General features: G+C 61.7%; 12 protein-coding genes. 7 read left to right on the plus strand and 5 right to left on the minus strand.

Annotated elements, in window-relative coordinates; all coding sequences use genetic code 11:
• The first annotated feature begins 43 nt into the window (after positions 1-43).
• Genes DNK10_RS14525 through DNK10_RS14535 form a run of 3 tightly spaced genes read left to right on the plus strand, consistent with a single transcriptional unit; the run spans position 44 to position 4,600 of the window.
• Entirely contained in the window at positions 44-1,234 is a 1,191-nt protein-coding gene (locus tag DNK10_RS14525; RefSeq protein WP_131192056.1) for an efflux RND transporter periplasmic adaptor subunit, read from the plus strand.
• Position 1,235: 1 nt separating this feature from the next.
• Positions 1,236-3,182, plus strand: a complete 1,947-nt coding sequence (locus DNK10_RS14530) for a MacB family efflux pump subunit (protein WP_131192057.1) — start codon at positions 1,236-1,238, stop codon at positions 3,180-3,182.
• 8 nt (positions 3,183-3,190) lie between these two features.
• The gene (locus DNK10_RS14535; RefSeq protein WP_208738825.1) at positions 3,191-4,600 is read left to right on the plus strand and encodes an efflux transporter outer membrane subunit; all 1,410 of its coding nucleotides are present in this window, start codon (positions 3,191-3,193) and stop codon (positions 4,598-4,600) included.
• A gap of 12 nt (positions 4,601-4,612) precedes the next feature.
• On the opposite strand, the gene DNK10_RS26320 is transcribed toward DNK10_RS14535, so the two are convergent.
• Complete coding sequence (locus tag DNK10_RS26320) at positions 4,613-4,738, minus strand: PA1414 family protein (RefSeq protein WP_278248830.1); 126 nt, start codon at positions 4,736-4,738, stop codon at positions 4,613-4,615.
• Positions 4,739-4,924: 186 nt separating this feature from the next.
• A complete protein-coding gene (locus tag DNK10_RS14540) occupies positions 4,925-7,090 on the minus strand; it encodes a TonB-dependent receptor family protein (protein WP_131192058.1) in 2,166 nt (721 codons plus the stop codon).
• A 399-nt stretch (positions 7,091-7,489) separates the two neighbouring features.
• Here DNK10_RS14540 and DNK10_RS14545 point away from each other — a divergent pair, with 399 nt between their 5' ends.
• Entirely contained in the window at positions 7,490-8,377 is an 888-nt protein-coding gene (locus DNK10_RS14545; protein WP_131179058.1) for a DMT family transporter, read from the plus strand.
• A 122-nt stretch (positions 8,378-8,499) separates the two neighbouring features.
• On the opposite strand, the gene cysK is transcribed toward DNK10_RS14545, so the two are convergent.
• Positions 8,500-9,474: a cysteine synthase A gene (gene cysK / locus DNK10_RS14550; protein WP_131192059.1), complete on the minus strand. Its 975-nt coding sequence runs from the start codon at positions 9,472-9,474 to the stop codon at positions 8,500-8,502.
• Between the two features lie 124 nt (positions 9,475-9,598).
• Between cysK and DNK10_RS14555 the strand changes: the two genes are divergently transcribed.
• The 3 genes from DNK10_RS14555 to DNK10_RS14565 all read left to right on the plus strand — a co-directional run bounded on the left by DNK10_RS14555 (position 9,599) and on the right by DNK10_RS14565 (position 13,207).
• On the plus strand, positions 9,599-10,681 hold the full coding sequence (locus tag DNK10_RS14555; protein ID WP_482811954.1) for an AsmA family protein: 1,083 nt from the start codon (positions 9,599-9,601) through the stop codon (positions 10,679-10,681).
• A 112-nt stretch (positions 10,682-10,793) separates the two neighbouring features.
• The gene (locus tag DNK10_RS14560) at positions 10,794-11,639 is read left to right on the plus strand and encodes an AAA family ATPase (RefSeq protein ID WP_131192061.1); all 846 of its coding nucleotides are present in this window, start codon (positions 10,794-10,796) and stop codon (positions 11,637-11,639) included.
• A 389-nt stretch (positions 11,640-12,028) separates the two neighbouring features.
• Positions 12,029-13,207, plus strand: a complete 1,179-nt coding sequence (locus DNK10_RS14565) for a vWA domain-containing protein (RefSeq protein ID WP_131192062.1) — start codon at positions 12,029-12,031, stop codon at positions 13,205-13,207.
• 123 nt (positions 13,208-13,330) lie between these two features.
• Here DNK10_RS14565 and DNK10_RS14570 read toward each other — a convergent pair whose 3' ends face one another.
• Together DNK10_RS14570 and DNK10_RS14575 are read right to left on the minus strand one after the other, a co-directional pair.
• Positions 13,331-13,864, minus strand: a complete 534-nt coding sequence (locus DNK10_RS14570) for a DUF2937 family protein (protein WP_131192063.1) — start codon at positions 13,862-13,864, stop codon at positions 13,331-13,333.
• 34 nt (positions 13,865-13,898) lie between these two features.
• Positions 13,899-14,675 carry a class II glutamine amidotransferase gene (locus DNK10_RS14575; RefSeq protein WP_131179064.1) on the minus strand — a complete coding sequence of 259 codons (777 nt, stop codon included), beginning with the start codon at positions 14,673-14,675 and terminating at the stop codon, positions 13,899-13,901.
• Positions 14,676-14,688: the final 13 nt, after the last annotated feature.

A 14,688-nucleotide genomic window follows, 5' to 3' on the forward strand; every position in this document is an offset into this window, starting at 1 on the left:
CTCTATAGTGGCGTTCATCCGAATCCGCCGTGTGCCAATAGACATGCCGAAACCCAAGTTGCTGTTCCTGATTCCCGCCATCGCCGCCCTGGCGCTGGGTGGCTACGCACTCAAGAGCTGGTTATCGCCAGCACCTGGCAGCGGCCTGCTGACCGCCGAGGTGCGCCAGGCCGATATCGAGCAGACGGTCATCGCCACCGGTACGCTGGAGGCCTTCAAGCAGGTCAGTGTCGGTGCCCAGGTATCGGGGCAGGTCACCAAGCTGCACGTCGATTTTGGCGACCTGGTCAAACAGGGTGAGCCGATCGCCGAGATTGATTCCCTGACCCAACAGAACGATCTGGCCAATACCAAAGCCTCCCTGGCCAACGTCAAGGCCCAGCGCGCGGTGCAGGCCGCGACGCTCAAAAAGGCGCAGCTCGCCTTCAACCGGCAGAAATCCATGCTCGCTCAGAACGCCAGTTCGCGGGAAAGCTACGAGACTGCCGAGGCCGACCTGAATACCGCCAAGGCTCAGGTCGCCGCGCTGGATGCGCAGATCGAACAGGCGCAGATTCAGGTTTCCACCGCCGAAGTCGACCTGGGCTACACCAAGATCACTGCCCCCATCGACGGCACCGTGGTCGGCGTGGTGGTCAAGGAAGGCCAGACGGTGAACTCGGCGCAATCGGCGCCGACCATCGTCAAGGTCGCCCAGCTCGACAAGATGACCGTGCGTGCGGAGATCTCCGAAGCCGATGTGGTCAACCTGCAGCCCGGCCTACCCGTGTACTTCACCATTCTTGGCGAGCCCGGCAAGCGCTATGAAGCGACGCTGCGCATGATCGAACCGGCGCCGGATTCGATAAACACCAGCGACAGCACCTCCAGTTCATCGTCCACCACCTCGACCGACACGGCCGTCTATTACATCGCCGTGTTCGATGTGCCCAACCCCGATGGCAAGCTGCGTATTTCCATGACCACCGAGGTGAACATCGTCCTTAACAGCGTCAAGGACGCGACAAGCATTCCAGTGTCGGCGCTGGGCCGCGCCAACCGTGACGACAGCTACACCGTGCAGGTGCTGGGTAAAGGCGGCAAGGTCGAGGCGCGGCAGATCCGTACCGGCCTGGAAGACTCCATCAACGCACAGGTGCTGGAAGGCCTGGAGACCGGCGACAAGGTGGTACTCGGCGATGCCGCTGCCGGCTCCAGCACCACCCTGCGCATGCGCGGGCCGATGAGACTCTGACATGGCACTCCTCGAACTGAGAGGCCTGCGCCGCGAATTCCCGGCCGGGGATCAGACCATCGCCGTGCTCAAGGATATCGACCTGAGCATCGAACAGGGCGAAATGGTTGCCATCATCGGTACTTCCGGCTCGGGCAAATCGACCCTGATGAACATCCTTGGCTGCCTGGATCGAGCCAGCGCCGGCACTTACCGCATCGCCGGCCGGGAAACCGGCAGGCTGTCCCCGGACGAGTTGGCCGAACTGCGCCGCGAATATTTCGGCTTCATCTTCCAGCGTTACCACCTGCTGGGCGACCTGGATGCCGTGGGCAATGTCGAGATCCCAGCCATCTATGCCGGCAAGGACGCCGCCAGCCGTCACCAGCGCGCCGAGGCATTGCTGCAGCGCCTCGGTCTGGGCGAGCGCCTGAGCCACAAACCAAGCCAGCTTTCCGGCGGCCAGCAGCAACGCGTTTCCATTGCCCGGGCGCTGATGAACGGCGGCCAGGTGATTCTCGCCGATGAACCCACCGGCGCGCTGGACAGCCACAGCGGCGAAGAGATGCTCAAGCTGCTGCGTGAGCTGCATGCCGCTGGGCACACGGTGATCATCGTCACCCACGACATGAAGGTCGCGGAAACCGCCGACCGCATCATCGAGATCAGCGATGGCTGCATCATTGCCGACCGCCGCCTGCGCGACGGCGACGCGGACTCGGACGCGCTGGAAGAGCCAGCCCAGGCACGTGATGCCAATACCTTGCGCGCCGGGGTCGGGCAGTTTCGCGAAGCGTTCCGCATGGCTCTACTGGCGATGCTCTCGCACAAGCTGCGCACCTTCCTGACCATGCTCGGCATCATCATCGGCATCGCCTCGGTGGTGTCGGTGGTGGCGCTGGGCCAGGGTTCGCAACAGAAGATCATGGAGAACATCAGCGCGATCGGTACCAATACCATCGACATCTATCCCGGCAGCGGTTTCGGTGATCGTCGCTCGGCACGCATCCAGACGCTGGTGCCGGCCGATGCCGATGCCCTGGCTGGTCAGGCCTTCGTCGACAGCGTCACGCCATCGGTTTCCAGCTCCGGTACCTTGCGCTACCGCGAGCAGGCGCTGAGCGTGTCCATGAGCGGCGTGGGCGAGCAGTTCTTCCGCGCCAAGGGTTATACCTTCGCCCAGGGCCGCGCGTTCGATACCAAGGCGGTGCGCGAGTCGGCGCAGAATGCGGTGATCGATGACAACACCTACAAGAAGCTGTTCGCCGGCAAGCAGGCGCTCGGCCAGGTGATCCTGCTGGGCAATGTACCGGTGCGCGTCATCGGCGTGCTCGACCCGATCCAGAGCAACTTCGGCGGCAGCGACTCGCTACGCGTCTACCTGCCCTACACCGCGGTGATGAACCGCATGCTCGGCCAGTCGTACCTGGAAAGCATCACCGTACGGGTCGACGACAGCGTATCCAGCGATGCCGCCGAGCAAGGCATCATCCGCCTGCTCACGCGTCGCCACGGGGTGCAGGACTTCTTCGTGATGAACACCGACACCATCCGCCAGACCATCGAAAAGACCAGCCAGACCATGACCCTGCTGATCTCGGCCATCGCCCTGATTTCCCTGCTGGTCGGCGGTATCGGGGTGATGAACATCATGCTGGTGTCGGTCACCGAGCGCACCCGCGAGATCGGCGTGCGCATGGCGGTGGGGGCACGGCAGAACGATATCCTCCGGCAGTTCCTGATCGAGGCGGTGCTGGTGTGCCTGATCGGTGGCGCACTCGGCGTGATGTCGGCGTTGGCCTTCGGCGCCGTGTTCAGCCATTTCACCAGCGAATTCAGCCTGGTGTTTTCCAGCACCTCCATCGTCGCCGCTTTCCTGTGTTCCACGGTCATCGGCCTGGTGTTCGGTTTCCTGCCAGCACGCAACGCCGCCCGCCTCGACCCCGTCGACGCCCTGTCTCGCGAGTAGACCCGATCATGCGTAGCCATTACCTGAAACCCCTGTCACTGGTTATCGCCCTTGCCCTGGGCGGCTGCAGTTCGCTGCTCTCCACACCTTACGAGCGGCCGGCGCTGAACGTTCCCGCCAGTTGGCAACAGCCGGGCGAGCAGCAGGCCAGCACTGGCCAAGCCTGGTGGAAAGCCTTCGGCGACCCCGAACTGGATCGGCTGATCGACGCAGCGCTGGCACGCAACAACGACATCGGTACGGCGTTGCTCAACGTACGTCGCGCGCAGTTGCAGGCTGGCCTGGCCCGTGACGGTCAATTTCCTCAGCTCAGCAGCGGCCTGAGCGCCGACCGCACCCGCGCCCTGCGCGGTGAAGGCAGCGCAGCCCACAGCTATTCGCTGACCGGCTCGGTAAGCTGGGAAGCCGATTTGTGGAACCGCCTGGGTAGTGCCACTGACGCGGCGGAACTCGAAGCCCTGGCGACCGAACAGGATTACGCCGCCACCCGACTGTCCCTGGCGGGCACGCTGGCGAGCCTGTACTGGCAGATCGGTTATCTCAACGAACGCCTGGCCTCCAGCGCCGCGAGCATCGCCTACGCCCGGCAAACGTTGCAGTTGGTTCAGGTGCAATACGATGCCGGCCAGGCTTCAGCCCTGGAGCTCGCCGAAGCGCGGCAGAGCCTGGAAACCCAGTTGGCCAGTGAAGTGGATCTGCGCCAGCAGCGGGTCGAGCAGCGCAATGCCCTGGCAGTGCTGTTCGACGGTGCTACGCCCGTGAATCTGAACGAGCTGCAAAGCCTGGAAAGCAGCGTATTGCCCGCCGTGCAGGCCGACCTACCGGCCAGCCTGCTGGCTCGACGACCGGATCTGCGCGCCGCCGAACTGCGCCTGCGAAGCAGCCTGAAATCCGTGGATGCGACGCGTGCGAGCTACTACCCGGATCTGAGTCTGACCGGCACCCTGGGCTATTCCAGCTCGGCGCTGAGCAACCTGCTGCAGAACCCGGTTGGCGCACTGGGCGCGAGCCTGGCCATGCCCTTCCTGCAGTGGAATCAGATGAAACTCAACGTCGCCGTGTCAAGAACGGATTACGAACTGGCGGTGACGGACTTCCGACAGAGCTTGTATCAGGCACTGGCCGACGTGGAGAACGGGCTGGCGGGTCGGCGTCATTACGCCGAGCAGGAGGGCATGCGCAGCCGAGCGCTGGATGCGGCCAGCGAGGCCGAGCGTATCTATCGTATTCGCTACGAGTCAGGGGCAGTGGATCTGCAATCCTGGCTAAGTGCGCAGGATACACGCCGTTCAGCGCAGATCACCCTGGCGGAGAACCGCCTGAATCAGTTGCTCAATGCCGCCACCCTGTACCAGTCGCTGGGCGGTGATACGGGCGTGGATATCGAAGCGCCGCTGGCGGCGCTTTCGAATCAGTGACGGTCGCGGCGTTTAGCGGCGGCGACGGCGCTCTGCGGCCAGGCGGCGCTGCTCGTCACTGCGGATGGGAACCGGCTGCATGCGTGGGGCAAACAGGGCATTGAACTGTGCGGCAAGTTTTTCGAACCAGGCTTTCATAAGAGTTATCCTCGAACTACGCGCGGCTATGGTGACCGCTTACCTTGAGAGTAGCCGAAACCAACACGTTCGTGGAGAGGCAACTGGTCTCTAACCATTGCAAGGCGCTACCGACCGTCGCATGGCTCATCCGCATGGCGAACCAGCGGGGAATCCGTTTCCAGCGCGAGACCGCAACTTGCTCCCTCAGAACTGGTACTCCACGCCCGCCCCCGCATACCAGGAACGCCCCGGCGCGGCCTCGTAGTAGCGATTGTTGCCATCGCCAACGATTACCGAGCCGACATACTGTTTATCCAGCAGGTTATCCAGGCGCAGGGTCTGGTGGGTCGTCCAGGAGCCGAGGTTTTGCTCGAAACGGGTACGCCAGTTGAATACCGCGTAACTCGGCGCAGCTTTTTCGGCGTTGGTGTCCTCGACGTACACCTTGCTGCGGTAGAGGCCTTCCAGCGCCGTACTGATGCCATCTACGGGTTTCCATGCGAGTTCGCCGAACAGCGTGGTGCGGGGCACGCCGGGTAGATTGTTGCCCTTGTCGATGGTATCGCTGCCGGCGGCGAAGCGTGAATCATAGGTAGCGGCCAGATAGGTATAAGCCAGGGCTGCCGACCATTGCTCGCTGAACTGGCTCTCGACACCCAGTTCGAAACCGCGACGCAGGGTCTTGCCGGCATTCTGGTAGCTGGTACGCCCGCCGCTGTTTTCCAGCACGACGATTTCGTCATCGGTATTGATCTGGAATATCGCGGCGTTGATGCGAGTGCCTGCGGTAACACGCGCTTTCAGGCCGATTTCATACTGAGTGCTTTCAGATGGCTCCAGGCCAAAATTAAACCCTGTATTGTTAAGCGAATAGGCCAGCTCGCCCTGACTAGGCGTCTCGAAACCCTTACCTACGCTGATATAACCATTGAGATCAGGTGTAAAGGCATACCCCAGGCTGACCGAAGGCGTGGCCTTTTCATAGCGTTTAGTACCACTGTCATCACCATTGCCAACAGCGATGTACTTGTCATCGACGTCCACCTCAACAGTGCTGTAACGCAACCCACCTTGCAGTGTCCAGTTGTCCAATATCCAGGTAGCCTGAACATAGGGGTCGAGGCTAGTTACCGTATCGATCTCATCACGGCGTAATTCACCTTTAACACCTCGTGTCACATCCGGTAGCGCACCGACGTAGTTCTTATACCCCCGCCGGTCATCACGACTCTGATCATAGTCAAGTCCAACTACCAGTTGCAGATCGCCTGCAACTCCCTCCACCGGCTGCAACCAGCGTACGCTTCCGCCGTGGAACTCCCTTTCAAAATCGATTACACCGCCACTATGACCCGGATTAGCCTGTGGGTCGGTAGGAGAACTACCTGGATTTTCCTCAACTGGAATAGCCTGGTACTGAACCACATGCCGCTTTCCCGCATATGCGGTCAATTGTAAAGTCGCATCACCGAAGTAACGCTCGTAGTTGGCCCCTAACTGCTGGTGATCAATGCTTTTGCGGGTGTTGTATCTCGTGGCATTAGTGGTAACAGAACGCGGATCGGCCTTGTAAGCCTCCCATTCCTGCCCCAGCGGATCTTGCGTGCCGTTCTGCTCCAGGCTGCTGTAGATCAGCGCCAGCTTGCTGTCTTCATCCGGCCTGAAGTTGAGCTTGGCGAAGGTCTGGTCGCGGCGGGCCGAGCTATGGTCGCGGTAACCGTCGGTGTCCATCCGCGAAGCATCGAGCACGAAACCGACACCGTCCGCTTCGCCTTCGGCGGTGAGGTGGTTGCGGGTCAGGCCGTCGCTGCCGATCAGCGTTTCCGCACCGATACGCGGCCGCCCGACACCGTCACGGGAGAACATCTGGATCACCCCGCCGGCATTGCTGCCATACAAGGTCGAAGCCGGGCCACGCAGCACTTCGATGCGTTCGGCGGTATCCAGATTGAAGGTCGCAGCCTGGCCCTGGCCGTCCGGCGTGCTGGCCGGGATTCCATCGGTGATCAGCTTCAGCCCGCGCACGCCGAAAGCCGAGCGAGCACCGAAGCCGCGGGAAGATATCTGCAGATCCTGGGCGTAGTTCTGGCGATTCTGCACCACCAGTCCCGGCACTCGCGTCAGTACTTCCGAGGCATTGATACCCAACTGCCCGTCGCTGATCTGCTCTTGGCCCAAGCTGTCCACCGAGAATGGCAGGTCGAAGCTCTGGGTCGCGCTGCGCGAGCCAGTCACCACACTGGGGTCGAGCACGACCTTGCCGGCAGGCTCCGCCGCGTGTGACGTGCCAGCAACCGCGCAGCTGCACAGCAGGATGGCCTTGGCCAGTCGGGACAATTCGGGCAGTTGCGCAGGTGAGTTACAGCTCATGGGCGTGATCCTTTCATTCTTCGGTGTACAGCGTTTTGCCGCGATCATCCGGATCGGGATGACTCTGGAGGCAACCCGACGCTTTCTGACAAAGCCTGCAAGGATACCTTAGCGACGCCATTGTCGGTCTTTCCGGCCTGACGTGCGACCCGCGGCCCAGAGCGCTTGTTCAAACAATATTTGGCCGTAAACGGATGGCCGACTCGGCAAATCGCCTCCCCAGCACTATTCGCCGTGCCAGACCAGCCAACGGGCGCAGCCAGCAATAGCCGGAAAAGGTCGTAGCTTCCTTATCCGTAGAAAGGAGCCACTCGCCGGTATTGAAAGCCAATTCCGGGCTTGCCTTACGGGCGTTGTCCGGCAAAACTGCCGGCCTTCTGCCAGAGACTGGAGCCTGCCTTGCGCCCTGCCGATATGCTGCGCCTTTTGCTACTCGCCGCGATCTGGGGCGCCAGCTTTCTATTCTTGCGTCTGGTAGCGCCCGTCATAGGCAGCATGCCGACAGCCTTTTTCCGCGCCACAATCGGTACGCTTGGTTTGCTGGCGATCCTGCTGCTGATGCGGGTGAAGTGGGACTTCCGCGGCAAGCTCGGCCTGTGCCTGCTGCTGGGGATGATCAACGCGGGTCTGCCGTCGGCCATGTACAGCCTGGCGGCGCTGGTGCTGCCGGCCGGTTACTCGGCGATCATCAACGCCACCACGCCGATGATGGGCGTGCTGATCGGCGCATTGTTCTTTGCCGAGGCGATGACGCTGATGCGCGCCGCCGGCGTGGCGCTTGGTTTGTTCGGCGTCGCCGTGCTGACCCGCAGCGGGCCGGTAGAACTGGATATCAACCTGCTGCTTGGTGCCCTCGCCTGCCTGGTGGCTACCGCCTGCTATGGTCTGGCCGGATTTCTCACCCGCCGCTGGATCGCCGGCAATCTGGACAATCGCCTCACCGCCTTCGGCAGCTTGTGCGGCGCCAGCCTGTTCCTGCTGCCACTGTTTGGCGCCTCGCTGGCGATACAAACACCGGCCAGCTGGGGCGGCTGGCTGGAGTGGTCGTCACTGCTGGCCCTGGGGCTGGGCTGCACGGCCTTCGCCTACGTGCTGTATTTTCGCCTGCTCAACGACATCGGCCCGATCAAAGCCTCGACCACCACCTTTCTGATTCCGATCTTCGGGGTGCTCTGGGGAGCGCTGCTGCTCGACGAGCCATTATCCTGGGCACACCTGTACGGCGGCATACTGATCGCCATTGCCTTGTGGCTGGTGGTGCGCCCTACGGCAAAAGTATCGCCATAGGGACAGCGTATCGATTGGCGGCTTGAAGGGGCCGGAGAGAGCAGCTAGTCGTAGGATGGGTGCAACCCATCGGCAATTGATGGGTTTCACCCATCCTACGGGCTTATGGCTGCTTGCTGGCGCTACTGCTGCAACTCCTGCTCGGTGAACATATCACTGAACAGCATGCTCGACAGGTAGCGCTCACCGGAGTCCGGCAGGATCACCACGATGGTCTTGCCCTGCATCTCCGGCTTCTCCGCCAGGCGCACGGCCACGGCCATTGCCGCACCGCAGGAAATACCGCAGAGAATGCCTTCCTCGCGCATCAGGCGCAGGGCCATGACCTTGGCGTCTTCGTCGGTAACCTGCTCGACACGGTCAACCATCGACAGATCGAGATTCTTCGGCACGAAGCCGGCGCCGATACCCTGGATCTTGTGCGGACTGGGTTTGACCTCGTCACCAGCCAGGGTCTGGCTGATCACCGGCGAAGAAACCGGCTCGACCGCCACCGAAAGGATGGCCTTGCCCTGGGTCTGCTTGATATAGCGCGAAACACCGGTAATGGTACCGCCGGTGCCGACGCCGGAAACCAGCACATCCACCGCGCCTTCGGTGTCGTTCCAGATTTCCGGGCCAGTGGTTTTCTCGTGAATCGCCGGGTTGGCCGGGTTATCGAACTGCTGCGGCATGTAGTACTTGGCAGTATCGGAAGCGGCGATCTCCGCAGCCTTCTCGATGGCGCCCTTCATGCCCTTGGCCGGTTCGGTCAGCACCAGCTCGGCGCCCAGGGCCTTGAGTACCTTGCGGCGTTCCAGGCTCATGGAGGCCGGCATGGTCAGCACCAGTTTGTAACCGCGTGCGGCGGCGACGAAGGCCAGGCCGATACCGGTATTGCCCGAAGTCGGCTCGACCAGCGTCATACCCGGCTTGAGCACACCACGGGACTCGGCATCCCAGACCATGTTGGCGCCGATCCGACATTTCACGGAGTAGGCAGGATTGCGCCCCTCGATCTTGGCCAGGATGGTCACGCCCTTGGGCCCGAGGCGGTTGACCATCACCAGAGGAGTGTTGCCGATAGCCTGTGCGTTGTCTGCGTAAATGCGGCTCATGGTGTATCGGTTCCTTGTCATGACTGAGTCGATCAGACTATGCCCGATGTGCCAGGGCGTCCAGCGTCCGGAAGGTCGAACTCTGCGGGCGCGATTGCAGTCCACCCAGACAACGCCTAAACGGATGCATCCGATGAAACGCCGTTACAGCCTGCCGCTCTGGATCAGCCTGGGTCTGCTCGCACTGGTGCTGGTCGCCCACGTCGCCCTGCCCTACGTGGTGCGCAACTACCTGAACGACAAGCTCGCCGACATGGGTGACTACCGCGGTCATGTCGACGATGTCGATCTGGCCCTGTGGCGCGGTGGTTACCAGATCAATGGCCTGCAAATCATCAAGGCCGACCAGGATCTGCCGGTACCCTTCGTCGATGCACCGCTGATCGACATTTCCGTGAGCTGGAACGCACTGTGGCGCGAGCGCGCCATCGTCGCCCGCGTAGTATTCGAGCAGCCCGAGGTGAACTTCGTCGACGGCAAAAACAGCGATGACTCGCAGACCGGTGAAGGCACCGACTGGCGCGAACAACTGAACAAGCTGCTGCCGATAACCCTCAACGAAGTGCGGGTAAACGACGGCACATTGGGCTTCTACAATTTCGGCACATCACCGCCAGTGAAGATCCAGGCCAACGCCATCCAGGCCAGCCTGTACAACCTGACCAACGTGGCCGACGAACAGGGCGATCGAGTCGCCCGTTTCGAAGGCAAGGCGCAGTTGCTCGACCATGCGCCACTGGAAGCCAGCGCGGTATTCGACCCCTTCCATAACTTCCAGGATTTCGAGTTCCGCGTGCGCGCCACCGGCCTCGAGCTGCCGCGCCTCAATGACCTGGCCAACGCCTATGGCAAGTTCGACTTCAAGAGCGGCAATGGCGATCTGGTGGTCGAGGCCTTCGCCGAGGATTCCCAGCTCAGCGGCTACATCAAGCCGCTGCTGCGCAACGTCGAAGTGTTCGACTGGCAGCAGGACGTGGAAAACGAAGACAAAGGCTTCTTCCGTTCCATCTGGGAAGCCGTGGTTGGCGGCGGCGAGAAAGTGCTGAAAAACCAGCGCCAGGATCAGATCGCCACCCGCGTGGAGTTGCGCGGCAGCACCCGTCAGCAGGATATCAGCGCCTTCCAGGCGTTCATCGGCATCCTGCGCAATGGCTTCGTCGAAGCCTTCAACAGTCGATTCGAACGTGGCGCCGCGGAAGAACAATGAGTGCGTCCATTCAGTGACTGAATAAGTGCCCCGCGTTCACACCCACGACCCCGGCACGTTATAGTCGCCATTTTCGCAACCGCCCTGCCCCTTGCTGCACGAGGATTACCCGATGAAGTTCGAAGGCACACCGTCCTATGTCGCCACCGACGACCTCAAACTGGCGGTCAATGCGGCCATCACCCTACAGCGGCCGCTGCTGGTCAAGGGCGAACCCGGCACCGGCAAGACCCTGCTCGCCGAGCAACTAGCCGAATCCTTAGGCACACGGCTGATCACCTGGCACATCAAGTCCACCACCAAGGCTCATCAGGGCCTGTATGAATACGATGCGGTCAGCCGCCTGCGCGATTCACAATTGAGCTCAGAGAAGGTTCACGACGTTCGCAACTACATCAAGAAAGGCAAGCTATGGGAGGCCTTCGAGGCCGAAGAGCGGGTGGTGCTGCTGATCGACGAGATCGACAAGGCCGACATCGAGTTTCCCAACGACCTGTTGCAGGAACTCGACAAGATGGAGTTCTACGTTTACGAGACCGACGAGACGATCAAGGCCAAACAACGGCCAATCATCATCATCACCTCGAACAATGAAAAGGAACTGCCGGACGCCTTCCTGCGCCGCTGCTTCTTCCACTACATCGCCTTCCCGGATCGCCAGACCCTGCAGAAGATCGTCGATGTACACTACCCCAACATCAGCAACAGCCTGGTGGCCGAAGCCCTCGATGTGTTCTTCGATGTGCGCAAGGTACCGGGCCTGAAGAAGAAACCATCGACCAGCGAACTGGTGGACTGGCTCAAACTGCTGATGGCCGACAACATCGGCGAAGCGGTGCTGCGCGAACGCGACCCGACCAAGGCCATCCCACCACTGGCCGGCGCCCTGGTGAAGAACGAGCAGGATGTGCAGTTGCTGGAGCGCCTGGCATTTATGGCGCGACGCGGCAATCGCTGAAGACGAGTGGATAGTCATCCCATGGAGAACCGCGAAGCGTTTTCCACCGTCACCCCTGCCGTAGGGTCTGTTGACGTTTCAGCGCGAGCCGCGTTGCCGCGAGAAATCTCGCCAGGCTAGGCGGAGGACGCCGGTAATGGTCGCTCCCTTGCCAAGTCCTCCAACAACGCATGGCGAGATTTCCCGCGCAACCCGAAGGGCCGGGCCCGTTTTACCGCGATGCTGCGTTTCTCGCCGGCTCATTTAGCCAGCTAAACTTCGCGGCTCGTGCCTTGCCTCGCGGTAAAACGGGCTCCGGCACGGCCGTGCGTGAAACGTCAACAGACCCTAAGGGCACGGTGGATAAAAAGAGCGTTATCCACCCTACGGGTAATCGGGAGATAGCAACCATGCTGCTCAACCTGTTCAATGAGATGCGCGCCGCCAAGGTTCCGGTCTCCCTGCGCGAGCTACTCGACCTGATCGACGCACTCAAGCACAACGTCGTGTTCGCCGACATGGACGCGTTCTACTACCTGTCGCGCGCAATCCTGGTGAAGGACGAGCGCCACTTCGACAAGTTCGACCGTGCCTTCTCGGCCTATTTCGACGGTTTGCAGAATCTCGATCAGCATCTGGAGGCCCTGATTCCCGAAGAATGGCTGCGCAAGGAGTTCGAGCGTTCCCTGAGCGACGAAGAACGTGCGCAGATCCAGTCTCTCGGCGGCCTCGACCAGTTGATCGAAGAGTTCAAGAAGCGCCTGGAGGAACAGAAGGAACGCCACGCTGGCGGCAACAAGTGGATCGGCACCGGCGGCACCAGCCCGTTCGGCTCAGGCGGCTACAACCCCGAGGGCATCCGCGTTGGCGACGCGGGCAAGCGTCAGGGCAAAGCGGTCAAGGTCTGGGATCAGCGCGAGTACAAGAACCTCGACGACTCTGTCGAGCTGGGCACCCGCAATATCAAGGTGGCCCTGCGCCGCCTGCGCAAGTTCGCCCGCCAGGGCGCACAGGACGAACTGGATCTCGATGGCACCATCGACCATACAGCCCGGGACGGCGGCTTGTTGAACATCCAGATGCGCCCGGAGCGCCGCAATACGGTCAAGCTACTCCTGCTGTTCGATATCGGCGGCTCCATGGATGCCCACGTCAAAGTTTGCGAGGAACTGTTCTCCGCCTGCCGCACCGAGTTCAAGCATATGGAATATTTCTACTTCCATAACTGTGTGTACGAATCGGTGTGGAAGAACAACCTGCGGCGCAACGCCGAGCGCTTTTCCACCCATGACCTGCTGCACAAGTACGGTGCCGACTACAAAGTCGTATTCATCGGCGACGCCGCCATGGCGCCCTACGAGATCACCCAGGCGGGCGGCAGCGTCGAACACTGGAACGAGGAAGCCGGCCACCTGTGGATACGGCGCTTCATGGAAACCTACAAGAAGCTTATCTGGATCAACCCCTACCCACGCCAGGCCTGGGACTACACCGCCTCGACCGGCATCATCCGCGAGCTGATCAACGATCAGATGTTTCCGCTGACCCTGCAGGGGTTGGAGGATGGGATGCGCTTTCTGGCCAAATAGGGATTGACCGTTGTCCCGCCGGGCCCTGATCGCCTCGTCAGGGCTTCACAAGCGTAGCCACCGACGCTGGTGGACGAAAAGAGCGTCAGCTATGCGCCCCGATCCACCCGACCCACATCCGCGTTAACGCATGCGCGGCTGCTGACGCTCGGGTACTTCGCGACGATTACGGCGACGGAACGGCAAGGCCAGCAATAGCACGATGCTTTCCACTACCCAGGCGAGGAACAGCGCACAGGCGATACCCCAGGCGATTGCCTCGGGCGCCAGTAGCACCTGATAACGGTAGGCGGCGTGGGTTTCCTGCAGCAGTTGCTCGTCCGCGCCGGTCGCCAGGTGCCAGACCTGGCTATACCAGGGCCCTTGCATGGCAAGCGACTCACGCTGGAGCAGTTCGGAACGCTCGACCAGCAGGCCCACGCTGCGCGCGTCGCTCTGCATCACCGGGTCGCTGCTGCCGCGATAATGGCCGACCAGCCGCTGCAGATCGCCCTCGAAGAAGCGTCGCGCCGTTTCACGAAAGCCGCTCAGACTCTGCTCGGACTCCAGGCGATGGGCTTCGACGCGTTTGGCGTAGTCGTCGATGAAACCCGGCACCTGAACGCCCATCAACAGGCCCAGAGCGAACAACGCCAGACGCAGATAACTTCTTACCATCCTTCCCCCGCGGCCCCGCCACGCGGGACGCTCGTCAGTTGCTCAGGCCTTGGGCGATGCATTCGCCCGCGCGCCACAGGCGCCATTCGCCAGGCTGGTACAGCGACCATTGCTCGTTGTCGGTCAACGGCTCGGTGGCCAGTACCGAGACCACGTCATTGGGCGTGGTCTCGGCATGAAAATCCACGCTCATGTCGGCATCGCGCAGGTGCGCCGGGCCGAAGGGCGCACGTCGGGTGATATGCGCCAGCTTGCTGGAACAGAAACTGAACAACCAGTCACCGTCGCTGAGCAGACAATTGAACACGCCGTGCTGTCGATAGGCCACGCAGGCTGCGACAAGTTCAGGCAACAACACCTCGATCGGCACTGCTTCCGGAAACGCCGTTCTGATGCGGTTGAGCAGATCGCAGAAGGCCGATTCGCTGTCGGTATCGCCAACTGCCCTGTAGAAGCTCAGGGCCGGGCGGAAATCGGTCAGTTGGCCGTTGTGAGCGAAGCACCAGTTGCGCCCCCACAGCTCACGCACGAACGGGTGGGTATTGGCCAGACACACACGCCCGACATTGGCCTGACGGATATGGCCGATCACCACCTCGCTCTTGATCGGGTAGCGCTGCACCAGTTGCGCCACTTCCGACTCGCTGCTCGCCCGCGGATCCTGAAACAGGCGCAGGCCGCGCCCTTCGTAGAAACCGATGCCCCAACCATCGCGATGTGGCCCCGTACGCCCGCCACGCTGCATCAGCCCGGTAAAGCTGAACACGATATCGGTGGGGACGTTGGCGCTCATGCCGAGCAGTTCACACATGATCTGGTTCTCG

It is taken from the genome of Phytopseudomonas daroniae, from assembly GCF_004327275.1.
Lineage (GTDB): Bacteria > Pseudomonadota > Gammaproteobacteria > Pseudomonadales > Pseudomonadaceae > Aquipseudomonas > Aquipseudomonas daroniae.

What these genes read in the sequence shown, in the direction of transcription:
- DNK10_RS14530 (WP_131192057.1), top strand. Translation starts at nt 1,236, where the DNA reads ATGGCACTCCTCGAACTGAGAGGCCTGCGCCGCGAATTCCCGGCCGGG.
- DNK10_RS26320 (WP_278248830.1), bottom strand. Translation starts at nt 4,738, where the DNA reads ATGAAAGCCTGGTTCGAAAAACTTGCCGCACAGTTCAATGCCCTGTTT.
- DNK10_RS14535 (WP_208738825.1), top strand. Translation starts at nt 3,191, where the DNA reads ATGCGTAGCCATTACCTGAAACCCCTGTCACTGGTTATCGCCCTTGCC.
- DNK10_RS14555 (WP_482811954.1), top strand. Translation starts at nt 9,599, where the DNA reads ATGCATCCGATGAAACGCCGTTACAGCCTGCCGCTCTGGATCAGCCTG.
- DNK10_RS14570 (WP_131192063.1), bottom strand. Translation starts at nt 13,864, where the DNA reads ATGGTAAGAAGTTATCTGCGTCTGGCGTTGTTCGCTCTGGGCCTGTTG.
- cysK (WP_131192059.1), bottom strand. Translation starts at nt 9,474, where the DNA reads ATGAGCCGCATTTACGCAGACAACGCACAGGCTATCGGCAACACTCCT.
- DNK10_RS14540 (WP_131192058.1), bottom strand. Translation starts at nt 7,090, where the DNA reads ATGAGCTGTAACTCACCTGCGCAACTGCCCGAATTGTCCCGACTGGCC.
- DNK10_RS14525 (WP_131192056.1), top strand. Translation starts at nt 44, where the DNA reads ATGCCGAAACCCAAGTTGCTGTTCCTGATTCCCGCCATCGCCGCCCTG.
- DNK10_RS14565 (WP_131192062.1), top strand. Translation starts at nt 12,029, where the DNA reads ATGCTGCTCAACCTGTTCAATGAGATGCGCGCCGCCAAGGTTCCGGTC.
- DNK10_RS14560 (WP_131192061.1), top strand. Translation starts at nt 10,794, where the DNA reads ATGAAGTTCGAAGGCACACCGTCCTATGTCGCCACCGACGACCTCAAA.
- DNK10_RS14575 (WP_131179064.1), bottom strand. Translation starts at nt 14,675, where the DNA reads ATGTGTGAACTGCTCGGCATGAGCGCCAACGTCCCCACCGATATCGTG.